Annotated in this window: 17 protein-coding genes; 7 read left to right on the top strand and 10 right to left on the bottom strand. The window is 36.2% G+C overall.

Annotated features, from left to right (window positions below):
* The first annotated feature begins 9 nt into the window (after positions 1–9).
* The 4 genes from HS960_RS05530 (at position 10) to HS960_RS05515 (ending at position 3,713) form a co-directional block, all read left to right on the top strand.
* A complete protein-coding gene (locus HS960_RS05530; protein ID WP_182331671.1) occupies positions 10–621 on the top strand; it encodes a pyridoxamine 5'-phosphate oxidase family protein in 612 nt (203 codons plus the stop codon).
* Positions 622–654: 33 nt separating this feature from the next.
* A complete protein-coding gene (locus tag HS960_RS05525) occupies positions 655–1,434 on the top strand; it encodes an MBL fold metallo-hydrolase (protein WP_182331669.1) in 780 nt (259 codons plus the stop codon).
* Positions 1,435–1,494: 60 nt separating this feature from the next.
* A complete protein-coding gene (locus HS960_RS05520; protein WP_182331667.1) occupies positions 1,495–2,985 on the top strand; it encodes a catalase in 1,491 nt (496 codons plus the stop codon).
* Positions 2,986–3,296: 311 nt separating this feature from the next.
* Positions 3,297–3,713, top strand: a complete 417-nt coding sequence (locus tag HS960_RS05515) for a DUF983 domain-containing protein (protein ID WP_182331665.1) — start codon at positions 3,297–3,299, stop codon at positions 3,711–3,713.
* Positions 3,714–3,852: 139 nt separating this feature from the next.
* Here the strand turns inward: HS960_RS05515 and HS960_RS05510 are convergent, their stop codons facing one another.
* On the bottom strand, positions 3,853–4,827 hold the full coding sequence (locus HS960_RS05510) for a SphA family protein (protein WP_182331663.1): 975 nt from the start codon (positions 4,825–4,827) through the stop codon (positions 3,853–3,855).
* 84 nt (positions 4,828–4,911) lie between these two features.
* On the bottom strand, positions 4,912–5,838 hold the full coding sequence (locus HS960_RS05505; protein WP_182331661.1) for an HPP family protein: 927 nt from the start codon (positions 5,836–5,838) through the stop codon (positions 4,912–4,914).
* A 695-nt stretch (positions 5,839–6,533) separates the two neighbouring features.
* Between HS960_RS05505 and HS960_RS05500 the strand changes: the two genes are divergently transcribed.
* Positions 6,534–7,130 carry an isochorismatase family protein gene (locus HS960_RS05500; protein WP_072963392.1) on the top strand — a complete coding sequence of 199 codons (597 nt, stop codon included), beginning with the start codon at positions 6,534–6,536 and terminating at the stop codon, positions 7,128–7,130.
* 370 nt (positions 7,131–7,500) lie between these two features.
* Here HS960_RS05500 and HS960_RS05495 read toward each other — a convergent pair whose 3' ends face one another.
* The 3 genes from HS960_RS05495 to HS960_RS05485 form a co-directional block, all read right to left on the bottom strand.
* Positions 7,501–8,154 (bottom strand): Crp/Fnr family transcriptional regulator, encoded by a 654-nt coding sequence (locus HS960_RS05495; protein WP_202883755.1) that lies wholly within the window; start codon positions 8,152–8,154, stop codon positions 7,501–7,503.
* An 87-nt stretch (positions 8,155–8,241) separates the two neighbouring features.
* Positions 8,242–9,105, bottom strand: coding sequence for an alpha/beta fold hydrolase (locus HS960_RS05490; protein ID WP_182331659.1), 864 nt, complete (start codon positions 9,103–9,105; stop codon positions 8,242–8,244).
* Between the two features lie 33 nt (positions 9,106–9,138).
* Positions 9,139–9,684 (bottom strand): carboxymuconolactone decarboxylase family protein, encoded by a 546-nt coding sequence (locus HS960_RS05485; RefSeq protein ID WP_182331658.1) that lies wholly within the window; start codon positions 9,682–9,684, stop codon positions 9,139–9,141.
* A gap of 617 nt (positions 9,685–10,301) precedes the next feature.
* Between HS960_RS05485 and HS960_RS05480 the strand changes: the two genes are divergently transcribed.
* Both HS960_RS05480 and HS960_RS05475 read left to right on the top strand, forming a co-directional pair.
* Positions 10,302–10,877 (top strand): isochorismatase family protein, encoded by a 576-nt coding sequence (locus tag HS960_RS05480; RefSeq protein WP_182331656.1) that lies wholly within the window; start codon positions 10,302–10,304, stop codon positions 10,875–10,877.
* Between the two features lie 71 nt (positions 10,878–10,948).
* The gene (locus HS960_RS05475; protein WP_182331654.1) at positions 10,949–11,677 is read left to right on the top strand and encodes a pirin family protein; all 729 of its coding nucleotides are present in this window, start codon (positions 10,949–10,951) and stop codon (positions 11,675–11,677) included.
* Between the two features lie 217 nt (positions 11,678–11,894).
* Here the strand turns inward: HS960_RS05475 and HS960_RS05470 are convergent, their stop codons facing one another.
* From HS960_RS05470 to HS960_RS05450, 5 genes are all read right to left on the bottom strand, one after another.
* The gene (locus HS960_RS05470) at positions 11,895–12,233 is read right to left on the bottom strand and encodes a hypothetical protein (protein WP_182331652.1); all 339 of its coding nucleotides are present in this window, start codon (positions 12,231–12,233) and stop codon (positions 11,895–11,897) included.
* Between the two features lie 353 nt (positions 12,234–12,586).
* Positions 12,587–12,847: an aspartate/glutamate racemase family protein gene (locus tag HS960_RS05465; protein ID WP_182333122.1), complete on the bottom strand. Its 261-nt coding sequence runs from the start codon at positions 12,845–12,847 to the stop codon at positions 12,587–12,589.
* Positions 12,848–13,089: 242 nt separating this feature from the next.
* Positions 13,090–13,974 carry an IS3 family transposase gene (locus HS960_RS05460; protein ID WP_182330953.1) on the bottom strand — a complete coding sequence of 295 codons (885 nt, stop codon included), beginning with the start codon at positions 13,972–13,974 and terminating at the stop codon, positions 13,090–13,092.
* A 29-nt stretch (positions 13,975–14,003) separates the two neighbouring features.
* The gene (locus HS960_RS05455) at positions 14,004–14,369 is read right to left on the bottom strand and encodes a transposase (RefSeq protein WP_182330952.1); all 366 of its coding nucleotides are present in this window, start codon (positions 14,367–14,369) and stop codon (positions 14,004–14,006) included.
* 608 nt (positions 14,370–14,977) lie between these two features.
* Positions 14,978–20,482, bottom strand: a complete 5,505-nt coding sequence (locus HS960_RS05450; protein WP_182331650.1) for a reverse transcriptase domain-containing protein — start codon at positions 20,480–20,482, stop codon at positions 14,978–14,980.
* Positions 20,483–20,648 lie beyond the last annotated feature (166 nt).

Raw genomic sequence — 20,648 nt, 5'->3', positions numbered from 1 at the left:
ATTAGATCGATGAATTATGCTAATATCGCCTTCACCGACATTATAAAGGCTCTACAGGAAAAAAATGGCAGTCGAGCTGCCTACGACCGTATGCAAAAGTTCAGCTATGTAGATGGCCTTAGCATTACAGAAGAGAATTTTATCCGGGAAATGGACAGTTTCTACATGGCATCTTTCGGAGAAAATGGGTTTCCATACATACAACATCGCGGTGGATCAAAGGGCTTTTTAAAAGTCATCAATAAAGATACGATCGGGATCATTGATTTTAGTGGTAACAAACAATTTATATCTGTTGGTAATATCACCACGAATCCGAATGTCTCTTTGATAATGGTATCCTATCCCAAACGCGCAAGATTAAAAATTTACGCTGAAGCTGAGATCTTGGAAATTGACGACGATCCGGGATTGTACGACTATCTAAAACCCGAAAATTATAAATTTAAGGCAGAGCGAATATTGCTATTTCATATTAAAGCATACGACTGGAACTGCCCTCAACATATTGTACCTCGCTATAGCGAAGTAGAAATTGAAGAGATAATACAATCAAAACTACAATACATTGAAAGACTGGAGACTGAACTATCCGATCTAAAGAAAAAACTGAGGCAATAATAATTGACTAACAAAAATTTATCCAAAAATACTATGCAGAGCAAACAAATATATGCCACTTACCTAGGAGGTCCCACTATAATTATTGAGATCGGAGGATTGACATTTATGACGGATCCCACGCTTGATCCGGAGGGAACTTTTTTTAAACTAAATGAAACGATGACCGAAAGGAAATTGGCAGGTCCTGCGCTCTATCCTGAAAAGTCTATCGATATTGTCCTTTTGAGCCATGACCAGCACTTCGACAATCTGGACGGTTTAGGACGGTCTTTTTTGAAAGAGGTCGGTGAAGTTCTAACTACTAAGGCGGGTGCAGAAAGGCTTAAAGCAAATTCAATAGGACTTGACCCACATCAGCAGCATACTTTCACAGCTCCGAGCGGAGAAAAAATTAAAGTTACCGCTACACCCGCACGCCACGGTCCAGCGGGAATCGAAAAAATTACGGGTGATGTGATCGGGTTTCATATTGAAGTTGATTCGCCTGATGGTATTCAGCTGTATATTACCGGCGATACCGTTTACTACAATGAAATCGAGTCACTTTCCAAGCGTATTAGACCGGACTACATATTTATTTTTGCGGGGGCTGCACGACCACGGGGGCCATTCAATGTGACCATGGGTACAAATGATGCCCTTGATACGGCGGCCGCGTTTCCAAAGTCCATCTTGATCCCTGTTCACTCCGAGGGCTGGTCACATTACACAGAAAACAATACAAATCTAAGAGAAGCATTCCAAATTCTAGGAATTGAACATCAGTTAAAAGTACTTGAGCCAGGTGTTCTTACTGCACTCTCTATTTAGATAAAAAGACTTTACTAGCAAATCATCTTTTTAACAGAACAAATTAAACAACCAATTATAATGACTAACAATTCGAAAATTACAACAAATGCCGGATCAACAGTACCTCACTATCAAGATTCACTTACAGTAGGACCAAGAGGTCCAGTGCTATTGGAGGATTTTTTCCTTCACGAGAAAATGGCCCAGTTTAACCGCGAGAGAATTCCGGAACGTATCGTTCACGCAAAAGGAACCGGTGCATTCGGGAAATTTGTAGTTACTGGCGATATCACGAAATATTCCCGGGCAAAGATTTTTTCGGAAATCGGAAAAGAAACTAAAATGTTTGCACGATTTTCTACCGTTGGCGGTGAAAAGGGATCTGCTGATGCTGAAAGAGACCCAAGAGGTTTTGCATTGAAATTTTACACTGAAGACGGAAACTGGGATTTGGTGGGGAATAACACACCTGTATTCTTCATTAAGGATGCGAAAAAATTTCCTGATTTTATCCATACTCAAAAAAGAGATCCGCATACAAACTGCAAAAGTCCGACTGCGATGTGGGATTTCTGGTCACTGAATCCAGAATCACTGCATCAGGTTCTCATCCTAATGTCTGACAGAGGAACACCGAGAACCTTTAGAAATATGCATGGATTCGGGAGCCATACTTTCACGCTGATCAATTCCTCAGACGAGGTTGTGTATGTTAAATTTCATTACAAAACAGCACAGGGAATTGAAAATTTTAGTAATGAAGAATCGGTAAAGATGAAGGGTGAAGATCCTGATCATGCACAGCGTGATCTTGTTAATGCAATTGCTAATGGCGATTTCCCTAGATACAATGTTTCCATTCAGGTAATGACATATGAACAGGCAAAAAACTTCCGCTGGAACCCCTTCGATATTACCAAAACATGGCCACAGCAGGAATATCCATTAATAGAAGTAGGATATTTTGAACTCAACCAGATTCCGGCAAATTATTTCCGTGACGTGGAACAGGCGGCTTTTTCACCCTCAAATGTTATCGATGGAATTGGCTTCTCCCCTGATAAAATGCTGCAGGGACGGATTTTATCATATCCAGACGCGCAACGATACAGAATCGGATCAAATTATCAGGATCTACCTGTGAACGCATGCCCATTTATGGTAAATAATTACCACAGGGACGGTGCCATGAAATTTACAGACAACGGCGGGGCATCACCCAATTATTTTCCAAATAGTTTCGATGGGAATTACGAAGACCCGGTCTACAAGACGAAACCTTATCAGCTGGAAAGCAACACTGTGGCTCACTTCGAGAGAAATGAAAATGATGATGACCACTATACACAGCCAGGTATTTTATTCGATAGGGTAATGTCCGAGCAGGATCGTCTGAACACCATCAGTAATATCGTTGGAGCAATGAGCGGTATCGAGGGGCCTAAACGAAACGACATAATCATGCGCCAATTGTGTCATTGGTTTAGAGCTAGTGTTCCTCTGGGAATGGGAGTTGCCAAAGGCCTTGGAATAGATATGCAGGAATTGCAGCAGCATATGCCAAGATAATGTACAATCTAGAATTAGTTGAACGGAACAAAAAAAACGGTATTTTTTTAATCCATCCGTTGCTATTCTTTCTAACAGTCCTCCACCGGTATATTTAGTTGCTAACGGAGATGTTCTAAAATAGACAACAGCATGAACCCGAAGGAAGCCTTTTAATTAGGCTTCCTTTAAAATATCACATTGAACTGAAAATATGATCTTGCAGGCATGTCAGTTTGAACTAAACAGCGTGATTTAGCAACAATTAGCCTGTGGCAGAATGCAGAACAATGAATTAGTAAGTATAAATATCACTAAGAAATTTTACTAAAATGAACAACAGAGAACATCCTATTCAACCAAAGTATGTCTCGCAATGGGACGGAGTAATACAGGCAAAATGTCCTAGATGCCGTATAGGTAAAGTATTTTCCGGACCGGCATACGGTTTAAAAATGCAAAAAATGAATCTTAACTGCCCGCATTGTAATCTAAAATACGAACGTGAACCGGGTTATTTTTATGTCGCTATGTTCGTCAGCTATGCCATGAGCGTAGCAGAAATGATCACAATAGCCGTAGCAGCCTATATAATTGGCTTACCTTTAAACTTTGAACACCTTTGGTACTACCTCAGTATAATCTTTGCGGTTGTTATTTTGTTGGCGCCATTTAATTACCGTTATTCACGCATGATTCTTTTGTACTGGCTGACACCGGGTTTAAATTATGACCCGCCAAAATCTTGAGAACCAATAACAGATGAAATCCAAATTTAATACTCTGAGCTAAGTTCATCCCTCAAGGTAGGTTGAAAAAATACTTTGTACCGGCCTGCCAAAAATACACTTATGATTTACTCCAACCTTCTTTTATTATAATCCCAGATTATTTGGTGATTGGAATGGTTACTCTAAGAACAGAACGGGTTCCCGCGGGCCTATTCCGGGCATCGGTCTCAAACATAACCTTGGCCTCAAACAAAAGTCCGTGAGGCGCAACATAGGCTAGTCCGGGGCCAATACCGAACACGCTTTCGCGCGTATCGCTTATTTGATACTTATTTTGGTAGTAGTTTCGGTCGCCAGCGAAACTATCCTGTTCAAACTGCCTCAAATAGTACGCAACCCCCTCAACACGTAGCGCCGGTATAATGGCGTAATCCACTGAATAGTTTCCATTATAAAAAGCACCGGCCCTCTCCATGGAACCGATCGTCCTAGAATTGAGGTTCAATTGATTCCTTGCACTTATGCTGATCTTGTCAGTCAACATCGTGGTAAAAGCATGGTACACACTGAAACTCCACAAGTGTGCAGAAGGATTGATCTGATATTCCTTTGAGTAACTTCCAAGAGGAATGTTAACATCAATTTCAGCACGATGATGAAATGGTTTTCCGAATAACTTTTTATCTGACCACTGAATGGCCGTACCATAAGTGAGGTCACCAATTACCGAAGGATTAGCCCTGGGAATATGTGGGCCACTGCCCGAACTATTAATCTGAACAACCGGAATTAGAACCATGAAAGCTAGCTTTCCCTTAAAAACCTCAACCGGTGAAAGATATATTAGCTGATTTATCTGAACGATGGAGTTGATCTTCAGGTCTGAGGATGTCTTTCTTCCTGCTCCGTCATAGATAGAACGAGTATTGAAGATCTGGGCAAAACCTTGATATACGAATCCCGGCTCACCTGCAAATCCATCAAAAATGTTTGCACTACCAAGATTTGCCGGCGGAAGTACCGGATCCTGCCCATAAACAACACCGCACGAAATTGCCGTAACTAACGTTACCGATAAGAATCGGATAGCTCCTTTCATTTTTCTAATAAATTCCCTTTTACATGTTTTCATTCTACAAATTTATTTAACGGCTTAGGGCTGGACGTTGACATTAGACAATAAATTTTCGTGACAAAAGTCAATTTTATTTACACTTTACTTGAGGTCAGATATTTTCGAAATCATCTTATCCGCATACTGTCTGTAAATTAAAATGATCCCAAAAGAGAATATAGACATTGCAAGTGCGGCAAAAGGCAAAGCGGAAATTACCTCTTTGGGAAGTATAAAAGCCAGAAAAGGAAAAGCATATACCGCTGGCACATGCATCTTAAATAATTTCAGCAACAGGTACATAAAAAGAAGGTCCGCAACCGAAACTATGAGCCAGTTGTTTACTGTGAGGAAGAAAAAGACCCCTATCGATGCTGAAAGAAATAAAACCGCAATTTGTTTCAGGGCAATTTTTATACTATACATCTTCATTGAAAGTGATTCATAGGTCACAACAGCAATAGGTGGAATTATTGCCATCTGGCCATAGCCAAGAACTGTAGCGATAGCAACCCATGTCACCATGATTCCGAAGTAGAGCAATAATGTCCTGCTATCAATCGTTGACTTACGGTCACTCCCTTTATTTAAACGGAATATATAGACTGAAACCATTAGAACAGCTGTTGTTGATAGGATTGAAGCAAGAAATGAAAATGAATGTGCCTGGGAAACAATGGGCAGGAATCCTGTAGCTAACGCTGGGGGCAAGCTATACTTAAAGCTATACATCAATATAAGCATTAATATAAGTACAGCGACCAGTTTCATGCCGTGAGGTATTTCCAAAAAATTGAGGGAAAATCCAATTATCGCCGTAAGAGAAGGCAATATAAATATCTTCTCTGGCTGTCTCATCCAGGACTGTTCTCGGAATGCAAAAATTGCGACTGCCATCGCAGCAATTTCTGGAAGAATTAGCTCTCGATCTGCAAAATGTACCGCCGTTGCCACCATTAGTAGAATAAAGATAAAAGCAGCTGTGTATGATAATATTTCTCGCTTTTTGCTTAGGTTGTGATTGTTCATCTTATCTGTTAATTTTATATTGTTAAGTATTTTATTTTAAAAATCAGAGGCCTTATTGATTCCCCCCTGTTTATTTTCTAAATATTGTAAAACCATCATTAAGCTCTTGAATCATAAAGAGCAAATCCTTCACAGATTAGTACTTTTTTCCAGATTTTGATGATGACAGTACAAAGTTGCTATTTTCGGAAAGTTTAGGGTTAGACACAATTTCCCAAAGAGTTGGCATTTTTTCATTATCTACATTTTTTCATTTTTCTTCCTAAAATCCTGGTATAACCAGATTGTAAAATGCCCTGTATAATGAAAGGCTTTTTAAAGTGAACAATAGAAAAGAGCAAATAACTAATTTAGAATTGAACGTATTTCTAAGCTCATAATTTCAATAGAAAAAGCATCTAATCTTAAGCAGGAGGATGGATCTGTAATAAACTACTGACATCTGATACCTGTGATTCTATATGGATGCCTGGGAGCAATTCCATGCGGTACAAAGCGGAATTTCTTCTCCTCTAGCCAACTAAAAAATCATGTTTTATGAATGTCTTTATGAGCATGGCTGTTTATTGTAAGATCTAAGCATATTCATTGACTTTTGTCACTAATCTTTTGTGATAAAGGTCATCGTCTCCGGGACGTGTACAGGGGTACATTTGCTATAGAAACTTTATTTAATAATTTAAAAAACAAGTCTTATGAAAAAGTTTAAAATCGAAGACACAGTAATTTTACTGATCGATCACCAAGAAGGAACAATTAATTTTTCTGCCAACCGTGCACATGAAGTAATCATCTCCCGTGCCCGTACCTTAGCACGATTAGCCAAAGGGCTCAACATTCCTGTTGTTCTAACCTCAAGCCAGGAGGATCTGCAACAAGGTCCACTCTTAAAAGACCTACAGGAGATTTTACCTGTTCAGTTCGCTGAACGTGTTAAACGCGACGGTATCACAAATGCCTGGGATGATGAAAACTTTAGAAATGCCGTATATAAGGCAGCTGACGGCAAAAAAAATATCGTGATGGCCGGTTTGACTAACGATGTTTGTATTGTATGGCCTGCAATAGACATGCAGGAAGAAGGTTTTGATGTTCAGGTTGTGATTGACGGCGGGGGATCACCCACTGAGATCGCGGAAGATGTGGCCCGCAAAACATGGGAAGCTCAAGGTGTAAGAACAACGACGATCAGTCAATTTATATCCGAGATCATCGGCAGCTGGGCTTCACCTGAAGGTGAAATTGCCAAACCAATTGTGATTGAAGAGGTTTATTCACTTCTGTTCAAATAAATCCAGATCAGTAAAACGAAGCAGCTTTTAGGATCTCTGGCCCAAAGACTGGGAAGACGACGAGCGAAAAAGATCTGCTTATCCATTCAGCAGTTAGCTGATTTATCCAAATAAACGGAAGGCCTGAAAGAAATCAGATACTTCCGTTTATTTTTTTCTGCTCTTAAGTATACACCCCAAACCAGTAACAAATCGCAATTATTTACCAAACGGTTCCTAATTGCGTATGTTTTTATATAAAAAAATCAAACTTTAAGCACATCTTACTCAGAAAAAGCGCGCTTAAAGATTGGCATTGTAATGCCCTTAAGTGAAATCAAAAGAAAACTATTTAGACATAAAATAGCTAAAAATGAAGAGAAAGATAAGTTTAGCGCAAACTCTGCTTTCTAATCCTACTTAGAGTCTCTCTGGATATTCCAAGGTAAGAAGCTATCTGATGGAGCGGAAATCTCTGAATCATTTCGGGATGAAGCTCGACAAAACTTTCATATCGCTGTAAAGCACTCAGACTTATTGCGTCATCGACACGCTTTACCGAAGCTATGTGATTATTTTCACTCATTTTCCAGAACATTTCCTTAATTGCAGGAATCTCTAACAATGGATCAAGATTAGGCCGTGGTAATACAAGGAGCTCCGTATTTTCCCAGGCCTCAATAAAATATTTTGAAGGTGTCTGATTGATATAGCTATTCCTGTCAACTATCCACCAATTCTCAATGGCAAGTTGTAGGATATATTCGAGACCATGACTATCAACACTGAACTGCCTCGTTGCACCCTTTAGAATAAAGCCCGTATATGCACAACTACTGCCCTCTTCCAGAAAATACTGTTTTTTCCTAAGCTTTTTTAGCAGGAATAATGACTGTATCTTCTCCTTCTCATCATGGGACAGAGTTGATTTGCTGTAACGCTCTATATAATTAAAAAGTGGTTCGTACATTGGAAGTATTTTTAGACGACGACTGGTAAAGTCGCTATAGGTCAAATTTAAGAAAAAATCACATCTTTTAAACATCCGCATCCTACTTAAATAGACAAAATAAAATCGCTCGGACATTTTTTCCAGAGCGATTTTATAAATCGAATGCTTAAATTTAAATTCTTATTTAACCTTTCTGTCAAGAAAATCTTCGATGATGGCCAAAATTTCCTCACCGTGAGACTCCAGCGCAAAGTGCCCTGCTTCAAATAGATGGAATTCAAGGTTTTTCACATCTTTTTTAAATGCTTCAGCTCCCGATCCAGGAAAAATATAATCATCCTTACCGTAAACGATCAACATTTCTGGTTGGTAATCCCTGAAGTATTGCTGCCACCTTGGGTATAGAGGCACATTGGTCCGATAATCATAGAACAGAGCCAACTGTATTGCTCCATTTTCTGGTCTCTCTAAATGTCTAAGATCTATTTCCCAATTATCAGGGGAAACGACACTCGGGTCAGGGACGTTATGGGTATACTGCCATTTTAGTCCATTTGCATCATGGAAACCTCTTAATGTGTTTTCAGCTTCTTTATCGTTGATATCTTTCCAGTAAGCCTTGATCGGATCCCAGAAGGCTTCAAGCCCCTCTTCATAGGCACAACCGTTCTGTACAATCAACGAATCAATTTTTTCAGGATTTGCACTCGCTATTCTAAAACCAACAGGTGCCCCGTAATCCATTAAATAAAGACTGTATTTTTGAATATCAAGCTTATCCAACAGAGCGCCGATAATCTTTGAAAAATTATCAAAGGTGTAGGCAAACTCACTTATCGGCGGTTGCTCACTCCTTCCGTACCCAGGGTAATCAGGCGCGATCAAATGATACTTATGAGAAAGGTCCTTGATGAGATTTCTGTACATATGTGAAGAAGTGGGATAACCGTGCAACAGGACCAGAGTCGGTCTCTTCCTATCACCGGCTTCTCTATAAAAGATATCCACACCGTTTATTTTTTCAGTTTTGAATGTCGTTTTCATTGTATAAGATATTTAGAATGTAGGTATTTCCGATTAATTTTGAGATAGCACGGTCAGTTGTGGAAAATCAATATCGGTACCTGCTAAAATGTTCGCGTAATTAGTGAAGATGCTCAAGGATACCTGTGCCAATATTTCAAGTATCTGAGCGTCATCGTAACCCGCTGCTCGTACTCTTTGTAAAGATTCATTTGAAACTGCACCTTTTGTCTCAAGGATCTCTTTTGAGAAGAGCAATGCGGCATTTACTTTGGGATCTATTGAAAAAGCATGTCTGGCATTCTCAATGTCTTCAGCATTTATTCCAATTTTTCCACCGATGTAGCTGTGTGCGGCATCGCAGTAGTTACATCCATTCTCGTTCGCCACGGTCAATGCGATAAGTTCACCTAATTTGCCTCCTAAAGAAGAGTAGTTAAGACCTGCGTTGAAGCCTAAATAGGCATTGAGTACAGCGGGAGAATTTCCTAAGGTTCTCATCATATTAGGAACCATTCCCATTTTACTTTTAACAATGTCAAAAAGTTCTTTTGTTTTTCCGGTAGTTTCTTCTGGATTTAATGCTTTAATGCGTGCCATAATATTATATTTTTTAATTTTTTTTTATTGTCAATATGTTTCTCATTATCAACAGTACAAAGTTGCATGTTTACATAGGGTATGAGTTAGGCAGCATTTCCCGAAGTGTTATCAATTTTTCCAGTTCCTAATATTTTCTTTTATAGGTCCTAATAAAAAAGGATAGACTGGTGTAACTAACATTTCAGGAGGCACTCCCCTCTTTTATAATTACTCGGGAATAAGGATATGAGCTGATAAGAGCAAGAAGGCCTAACTTCTCAATAGTTTACTTTAAAAGAATTCAGCAGGATCAGCTTAATTTATATCCAGAATTTAGGTGTCCCCTTTTTAATAGCTTATACTTTAAATCATCCAAGAGGAAATTATGCTATACAATAATATGATTACGGTTTTGCACAGCTTAAAATCACTGAATATTTTCTGACGTTTTGTTAATCCAAAACAAATTAATTGCCTATATCTAAGTTTCTTACAGGTAATAATTGACTTTTGTCACAGTTTTTTTGTAGCATATGTCAACGAGCTGGGGAATACAATCAACATAACTTTGTCATATACAAAAGCACTAAAGAGCTTAATGTTAAAACAAGTAAATAATATAAAAATATCTAATTATGCACACAAAAGCATTTAACCCAGAAAACGCAGCAATGCTGCTCATTGATCACCAAGTAGGAACTATGGCATGGACCCATTCGCATGACATCAATTTGGTAAAACAAAATGCCATTAAACTGGCCAAAATCGCAAAGGCACTCAACATGCCCGTGATACTGACTTCCAGTATGGAAGAATATGTTCAGGGACCATTGATTCCAGAGCTGCAGGAACTTTTACCCGAGGCATTCGCAGCACGGATCAAACGTCCGGGAATTGTAAACGCCATGCACCATGATGGTTTTAATGAGGCAGTAAAAGCCCTCGGACGAAAAAAATTATTTGTGGCGGGAGTTACCACAGAGATCTGTGTTACTTTCCCGGTTTTACAGATGCTGGACGAAGGTTACGAAGTACAGGTTTCCGCAGATGCGTCCGCTTCCTACACACAATATGGCGACAATTTAGGCTTGGAGAGAATGAGACAGGCTGGTGCTATAATTACAACTGTTGATCAGATTATTTCTGAACTTGCCATTGATTGGACAAGCCCAAATGGACAAAAACTCGTTGGAATTTTAAACTACCACTAAGTACATGACCGCAAGAGGTGCAGCGTAAAAGTTGACGATGTTCCTTTTGCTTTAACTATAATATTAAAGTTATGAGAATTATTAGAGCTTCTGAAAAACATACCCACGGAAATCGTTCTTTCCAGGTCAACATTTTATATCCAGGCGCCAATCTCGGCAATGTGGATACCGGCTATCTAACGGTCGGTAGAATTGATCACGCATCTTTTAGACCTCCTGGTTTAGTTCCGATGCATCCTCATCAAGACGACGAAATCTTCTCTTATATCCGATCAGGAGAAATGGTTCATATGGACAGTACAGGACATCAAGAACATCTAGATTCCTGTTATATGATGCTAATGAACGCGGGAACAGGGATTTCACATGAAGAACGTGCTGTGTCCGATGTAGAAATGCTGCAGATTTTCATGCGCCCTTCACAGAACAGCTTACCACCACAGGTACAGTTTAGCGAGTTCGAAAACATCTACAGTGAAGACGTCTGGAGACTTGTTGCAGGTTATGACGCTAAAGCACCTTTAAAGTTAAGGGTACAGACCAATATATACGATATACACTTACTTAAAAAATCTTCGGTGACATTTCCGGATCATAAAATTCAGAATACATATCTGTTGTACTGTTTCAGCGGAAGCTTTAAGGTCGGTGACCATACTATCACAAAAGGAGACAGTGTTATTGTTGATGAAAATCACACTTTAGAGGCACTTTCTGATAGCGATCTTGTATTGTTTGAAATAAGAAAGGATGCGGTGTATAGCGAAACAGGAATGTTCAGTGGAAATAGATTTCATTAGTATCATTCATTAGCAAAATATCTCTAAAAAGCCCTTGAATTAATCAAAGGCTTTTTTATTTTGTTTACCAAAGCACGTTAATAAATAATCCTACACTCCTACATCATTTTATAATATCTCTTAACTGTTGCAAACCATGATCAGTTGTTATTATTCTTTCCTTGAAAAAAATAAAAAATAGAGATCAAAAGAGGCCTTTAAAATAGAGTTTATTTTCCTAATTTAGCTGGCGCACTGTAATATGTACTTTTCCTTCTTCATCTTTCCAAAAAGGTCCCTTCACCTTTATCTTATCCCCTACCTCATATTTTTTAAAGCTTCCAGCATTTTTGCCTAAATTGACAATACTTATCGTTGCGACATAGTCTTTCCCATCCTCACTTTTAATCGTTGCCATATATCCATCCTTACCATTTTCTGTGTGCATCACAGTGCCTGTAGCAGAAATTGTTTCCTCCTTGTTTTCCACCTGCACATCATTATTTTTTCTTGTCGTACAGCTTGTTGTTAATAGTAGCCCAAAAGTCAAAAGGAGTATAGTGTATGAAGCCTTCATCTGATATTATTTAATAGTAGAACAAAAGTAAGATTTTTCCAAGATGAACCATCCTATTACAAATGAATTTTGTGTTAAAGCCAAAATTGCTATCAAAACAATGACAAAAATGCTGTGATCTGTCGTCATAGTTTTATTATTAGAAGCGTTATCAATAGCATTTCATCATTGCATTCACCTTTCAAAAATATGATCAGATAAATTTACTTTAATAATTTCTCAGTGTAAGCATAATTTGTAACATAAAAATCGAAAACTTAATCGAGTCCACTTTGGTCAGATAACTCAACAATCTTTGTAGCCAGAATAAGGGTCGGATCAATCAGGGCGATCTGTTGACCGTCTATCTGGATTTAGGCTTCATCGGGAAATAGCAACGGGAGTTCAGTACAGCCCAAAATGAGCACCTTTGCCCCTTTTCTGGCCAGGAAATCTGCCGCCTTAAGGATATTTTCCTTACAGGTCCCCGTTCGATACCCGGCCTTTACGCCCTGCTGTCCATATATGCTTTCCATAACATGGTTTTGATTTTCCTCATCGGGTATAATAGTGTCAAAACCAAATTCCTCTAGAACACCTGTCTTGTCCTGATATAGCTTTACACTAGGTCTAATACGGTTCTTACTTTACAGTTGGTCTAATACGGTTCTTACTTTACAGTTGGTCTAATACGGTTCTTACTTTACAGTTGGTCTAATACGGTTCTTACTTTACAGTTGGTCTAATACGGTTCTTACTTTACAGTTGGTCTAATACGGTTCTTACTTTACAGTTGGTCTAATACGGTTCTTACTTTACAGTTGGTCTAATACGGTTCTTACTTTACAGTTTTGGTGGGTGAATTGATATTATGAATTTAATTGTTTTTTTGTAAACTTTTGTATTTTTTCCTACAGTTTTTCCAACGCTTGATTAATGGTACATCTGTTACATGTGCTACCGCAGGTGTTAGAAAATCACAACTCATGTGCGGACGCAAATGATTATACGATTCTATACTTTTAGTCACTTCCAACAGGGCTTCACTCCTTGAAGAAAATACCCTTTTGAGTTTAAATTCTGTTTTTAATATACCATTAATTCTTTCTGCAATAGGGTTTTCATAGGCCTCTCCGTTTTCTGTCATGCTGATTTTTACACCCGCTTTTTTCAACCTTAGTATATAGTCGAAGGAACAGTACTGCACACCTCGATCCGAATGATGAATCAGAGTATTGGGGACCGGTTTTTCCTTCAGTGCCATTTGCAGAGCTTTAATTGCCCCTTGAGCAGTCAGCTGGGGATGAAGGCAATAGCCCATAATTTTTCTTGAGTATGCATCAGTTATGAGAGAAAGATAATTGAAATCATAGCCTACTGAAATATATGTAATATCTGAAACCCATAATTCATTACTACGCGTAGGTGCTAACTCTTTGATTAGGTTAGGATATTTCAGATAGGAATGATTTGAATTCGTGGTTCCTGGCGTACGCTTCTTTTTCCTGTCTATCAATAATCTATGTTTTTTGAGCACCTTGTATAACTTGTCTCTACCAATATTTATTCCATTACTTCGGAAAGGAGTATATAGACATTTATAAAGCTTGTGACCACCTAACCCAGGTAGTTCACGGCGAACAAGGCGAACCATGTCTACAGCCAGATTTTCCTGATCAGTATGGTCGTGAAGATGCCATATATGATCGTAATAAGCTTGTCGGCTTTTACCAAACAATTTACAAAGTGGACCGACTCCCATCCTTGTCACATGCTTTTCTTTGATTAGCTTTATTGTTTGGTACCACGCTTTTTTCGGATCGCAATTTTGTTCTCCTTTTCAGCATGGTCAATCATAAAGTTAAGACCGTAAATTAGCACATTGGCTTTTTCTAAAGCTTTCTCCAGATCCTTGATCCGTTTTTTTAGAGCGGTAACGTCTTTTGTTCCTGGCTTTTCCATAGGTACTAAAGTTACGGCTCCCTTTTCTAATTTGCGTTTATAATTGTTAATCCAATTAATTAAGATCGTCGTATTGGGCAGTCCATACTTTCTTGCAGTTTGTTCTGCTGACACATTTTTATAAAGCACCAGCTCTACTAATTTCTCTTTAAATTCTTCTTCGAATTCAAATCGAGACAAAACTTGTTCATTCATGTTTCCTTTACGTTTTTAACCAAAACTGTAAAGCTATAGACGTATAAGACCATCTAGTTGCTTTTCGTTTTCATATCCTGTCTTTTCCCGATCGATACGTAAAAAATGCACACATAATAATTACGATAACAAAAGAAAACTTATAGTCACTATTTAAACCAAATGGTAGTTCAAATACCTCAAATAAAGTGTTATATATCTTTTCAAAATTTTTAACAAAACATACAAATAAATATAAACTACCAAGTGTTCCTATCAAAAAGATAATTATTAATAACATTATATATAGATAAAATTTGAAACTTTTATCTTCTTCATATTTTAATTGTTTTTTAATATACCATTCTCGATTTTCTTTTTCGACAGTATTAATTTTATTTACAAAACGACAGATTAAATAGAATATAAGAGTAATAAGAATATTAATAAAATAAGTATTTGGCATTTTAAATTTTATTTACATTAAGATCATTTGATTAGTATCTCATTATTGTTTTCTTACTTTTTGATACAGATTATAACACGGATTTACCATAAATTGGCTTGGCTCATTGACCTCCGTTTTTGCCGACCAATTTCTTAAAGATAATGACACATTTATAAATAATTTAATATCTCTTCCAATTCTTACGGTATTTTAGCAATGGTTCTCCATTTTTAACTTGCCAGGCAAAAGGCTTGAAATGTTTTGCAGGTAAAGACTGTGGACGAAGTATAATATTAAAGTCTAGCTTGCTTTCCTCAAGTGCCTGCTCATGATATCGCCAATCATCGTCGTTAAATACAAATACCTTTTCCATTAACTCTCTATTCAAGAAAACTTGCCTAAACAATCTGCGCTCAGCCATGTTTAACGCATTAGAATCTGAAAAAAAGCATTCATCATGAGGTTTAAATCCACCGAAAGTTTTACATTCAACAGTTGCTTTAATACCTAGCTCTTCCAATTTAGGTGCAATTTCAATTTTAAATTTCTCGGAAATAAAAGGAGCTACAAATAATATTTTTTTAATAGTATGTACATTTTTAATTAGATTTTCGTGGTTAGCTAAAACAAAATACTTTTCATTAATTTCATTTTTTTGATGAACAGCTCTCATCTTCTCAGAATCAACTGGCGAAAAATAGTGTTTAAGAGCTTTTTCAGATTGCTGCCCAGATATAAAAATATCTGAAATAATAATAATGCTTTCAAATGCAAAAGTTGGTTCACAAAGTTTGCTAAAATTCTTTTCAAAATCGACACTTCTTTGTCGCCCCTTAGCTGTTAAAATTTGATTTAGACCATTTTGATCTCTTCCAGGATGTTTTAAAGCAATTATTAATTCATTATTATTCTGAAGCTTATCTAAATCTTCTAAAAAATTTATTATTGCAATATCGTCGATCTCACTGTGAGTATTCAGAACCTTTAATATACAATTATGTACACCATCAATAAATCCAGCTATTCCAGCTTTGTCCTTAAAAACTTGAACAGATAAAAACAAATCTTCATTGAACATAGATAACCAAAACTGAAGCCCAGAGAATGCTTGCTCTTTCGTTTGTCCCCTTTGAGATGACAATTTATTAATTAAACTTTCCGGCTCAGTAATTCCATGAATAGATTTTCCAGCGTGTTCAACTGAGGGGTTTTCAAACTGATCTTTAAGCATTGGAGATTCTTGAGGAGCACTATAATATCTTTGCGCAAGTCCTTTTCTGAGTAAAATTCTCTCATAACACTTTGCTAAATAATTTGGAATAGTAATTATCTCAGCACTATCTCCGTTAATTTTACCAAATAAAAATTTATCTTCCTTTAATAAGATTAGTTCATCCGAAGATGCTTGTTCAAATTCACCACTATCACTATTGAAAATACTAATACTCTTAACTGACTTATCACCTAAAATAAAATGGTATATTTCATCGTTACCATTTTTATAATCGGGTTCCTGCTTCATAATTAATGGCATATACTCAAAATTAGCCTGATCTATTTCTAATTTATCCAGAGATAAAAATACCTTGTCTAATAAATTTTTAACAAAGTCAAATTCAGGATTAAAGTTTGGAACTTTACTCTGAAAAATTCTTATAGATTGTTCAAGTGTATTACGAAAAGCTAAGAAATTTTCTTTAGAATGATACATTGAATGCTCAGCTCCAAAAAAAATGTCAATATTATATTCACTGTATTGATCCAGATGAATTTTAAAAAAGTCTTTGACAATATCCCTATTTTTTTCTTCTTCTAAGTACTGATACAATGCTTTGCTCCACAAATATTGATAATCATGTATATTATCGAAATTAAGATGGTCTTTGCAGAAATATTCAAGAAATTTAAACTCAAAATATTCATCATATATAATCTCAGATTTTAGAAAAAACCGATCCCATATTTGTTTTACGCCAAAATTAAACAATGTATTTCCTAAACTTATTTGTGGATTATGTATCCAGGTTATTGATTTAAGAAATTGAAAAATAACTTCTAAATAGTTTCTAGTGTTCCATTTCACTATATCACCATTGTAATTAATTATTTTACTAAAGTCCGAAAAATAGGGAACCGCGGGAGAATGATCTTTTACAATTTCGTAACCAGTATATAGCAGAGGATAAGTTCCGTAATTTGTCTTAAACTTCTTATGGTCAATAAAGACCTGATTTAGTTTATTTAATACGTTCGATAGATTTTTTAAATTTGTAAATGATTCAGAAAGTAAAGTTTGATCGACTTGGTATACATTCTCATAACTCTCGGAAGTATGCTTGTCAATATAAGCATATTTTGTTGTTAAACTAATATTATTAATATTCTTTACAAAAAATTCGGCACCACACTTTAATGCAATCAGACCATTTAACGAAATATTCCGTAAAAAAATTCTGCTGTTTTCAGGATAAAGTGTAGAATACTCATTAGCTACCCATTTTTGTAATATTGATTTTTCACTATCTTCCACTTTCTCTCCAAGCTTCTTCTTAAAATCTGACTGGTTTTCTGACTTATCAGAAGCATACATGACAATGGTTAATATATTGCGATAATTATCTAAAAAATTATTAGGACATGGAATTTTAGATAATTGGTCCGTCCCCTTAACGCTAAACAGCAAAGTGTAAAAAGCTGTAGTATAATCTTCCAATCGAAAGGAACTAACCTTATCTACCCATAGATGTTCCTCATCATATTGAAAATGTCCTCTCTCAACTGAACGATCAAGTAATATTTCCCAAATCTTACTTTCTAAACCCTGTTCAACAAATAATGTCAAAAAAGATATTATATGATAATATTTTACAATACTAGCGTCATCTGCGAAAACTTCCTGTAATTGGGAATCATTCCATTCAGTGAAACGAGTAAAAGTATGTGTTGCAAATTTTTTCAGAAATTCTAATTCAAATTCGTGAGACTCTATAATGCGTTCAACCTCATTAAAATAAGACTTTGGACTATCGATCGTCTGCTGTAAAAACTCCCTGAACATTGGCCATACACGGTCAGGCAATTTTAAACCAGGTTGGTCGCAGGCCTCCATCACTAAATCATTGTCGACATTGAGATTTATTTCCATATCATATTTAAGTATTAAAGAGGTTAATAGTAATTTATCAGCTATAGTCAACGTTGGATTTCGCAAAGAATTTTCTACAAATAATGCTAGATAGGGCATAAAGGATTTGTCCTCATCATATTTTAACACCGCATGCAAATAATGAGTTAAAGCAAGTCCTTCCATTTTATTGACACCCTTTGAAAGTTCCAGAAAATTTTTTTTATCACTCGAAAATAGATCTTGATAAAATAAAAGGTAAAGTGCTCCCCTTCCGTCTTTACTAAAGGCAATCTTAGGTGTTAATTTTCTCTTAAGAGATCGGAGAACTTTATCGCTTTTGAATTGACTATAAAAAAAACGCAGGTTATCTTTAAGACCAAAATCAACATCATCAGTAAATTCCCGTAATCCAGCTAAAGCTTTATTGACTTGTGCTTCGGAAAGAATATGTTTGTTTTTGTTGGCATAATTTATATCATATTTCTGATCATCTTTGAAACGGACATACGCTCCAGACTTTACAAATTCACAAACTTTAGAAACTGTTGTTTTCTCCCTATTCATTTGCAATGAATTGGTCGATAACCAACTTTCAATTTTGTTAAATAGCAACTTAGCTCGGTCTTCATTCTCAACAAAAATAAACACATCATCTACAAATCGATAATAAAACTCCCGTTTTGGGTTAATCAAAAAGTCACTTTCTATTAGCTTATCCAGCCCTAAAAGGTAAATCTCGGCCAAATAACGTGCATAGGCAGGTCCCTGAGGCAATCCACCTTGATCCCCACTAGTAGTTTTAATGGATATATTAATTAGATAATTAATCAGATGCCTATAAGCTTCTTTCTCCTCATTAGAAAGCTTTCGCAACCTCTCTTTGACGGTAGCAGGCGCTTCCTCAAATAACTTTATTCTCAGGCGCTCTAAATCGATACTGTCATAAAAGCTTTGGATGTCCAATTTAATTAAATGATAATCTGCATAACATTCTTTAAATAGTACTTTCTCTATTTCTCTTGTATATTTACCCCAGTTAATAAACCAATTCGTGTAAAGATTCCCATTATACAGACTCTTAGAAAACTCATAACCATATGAGTAATTCGACATTTCTAGATAGAAAAAGGTATTTAGCAAAAAAGTAAAATAAGTTGTTAAAATATTGTTTAATGGATCTAAATTATATAAATATCTTATCTTACTTTTTTCTCTCCTATCAAATCTATACGGTTTAAACCTTACAATTTCTCCACCTCGTAAAATATCAAAAGCATATTGTTCTACCTCTTGTCTCCTTATTCCTTGCAATTTTTTTAAATGTGGGTAAAGTGGTACCTCGTCATTTCTTAAAGAATAATTGTAGAGGGATTTACGAATCCTTTCAAAATAATCTTCGTTGAAATTTGTTATACTTATTGTATGAGCATCGCCAATCTTTACATTAGTTATAAGCTGTACAGGCGACTTTATATCGCAATTTACCCCACAGTGACTACACTTCCCTAATACATCACATGACACAGGGTTAAGATACTTTAATCCTTCAAGTCTGGTTTTAGTCTTTTCCTCATCATATCCACTAATGTTAGAAAAAAGCTCGAGTAGTAAATTATAACCAAATTGCTTGTCATCTTCCCTCCGTAAATTGATTAACAATCCGACTAATATATTCCTCTCCTTTTCGCTAAGTCCAGTTTGATATCCATTTAGAATGGATTTGATATTATCACATTTTGATACATCTTTCAATATGTTATCTAAAGATACATCTCCCTTGAGATATGACTCTACTTTATAGTTCTGTAAAAAAGGAGATTTAGTAATTATCTCGTTAATCTCATTACTATATAAATCAAAGAGTTTTACCCGCTGGTCTTTCTTAAAATAAACAATCTTATTTAAAATGTCTAACTGCTCTTCTAAAATCTCAGAACTAAGTGTTGTTAGCTTTCCCGCCGGGCTAAAGTCTGTCAAATCCTCTAGTAAATATGCATAGAAACCACTACCTTTGTGTTTAGAAAGGGGCAATTTAACACCTTTACCGACTCCCTTAGAGCTCTCAGAACGAACTGGTGTTTGAGGAAATAAATCTATATTAATACCTTCAGGCAGTTCAACTTTAACTTTGTCTAAAACGAGATTGACCAATTGATAACCTATAGTCTTATCAACAGGTTCATCAAAAATTATCCAAAAGTGAAATCCTCTCCGTCCTGAGAATTCAATTATATAAGGAACATTTAAGTAAATTAAACATCTCTCTACGATTAAAGCGGCTTCCTTTACCGCTAAAAAAAAATTGTCGCCATCTTCCTGAGATCCTTTTTCGATATCAATATCAAGACAAACCCACTTAATGAGTGAATTTCTAAAAACAGATAATTCTTGATAAACCATTAAACTTCCCGCTTTTTCTAAACTATCTTGAATCAACATTGGGCTTATAGTATTTTCTATGTATTTATAAGAACCATTATCATTTTGCACACCATATTTTTTGGTGTCCAGATAGAATATCTCAAAAAGTTTATCGGCTATTTCTCTTTTTAAATTCATTTGTTAACAATCTGACTCTAAAGATATTTTTATTAAACCTATTCACAAAATAAAACTTAATCAACTAGCCATTTTAGAGTCGTAATAGCCCTAATTTTCGCGTTATCTAGTGACGGAATGACAATTGAGATTCTCAATTTATTTAGAACAACCTCATTTTTTACCA

This window comes from Sphingobacterium paramultivorum (genome assembly GCF_014109745.1).
GTDB lineage: Bacteria > Bacteroidota > Bacteroidia > Sphingobacteriales > Sphingobacteriaceae > Sphingobacterium > Sphingobacterium paramultivorum.
The sequence above is the reverse complement of the archived record's forward strand: the minus strand, read 5'-3'. Positions and strand labels throughout refer to the sequence as shown.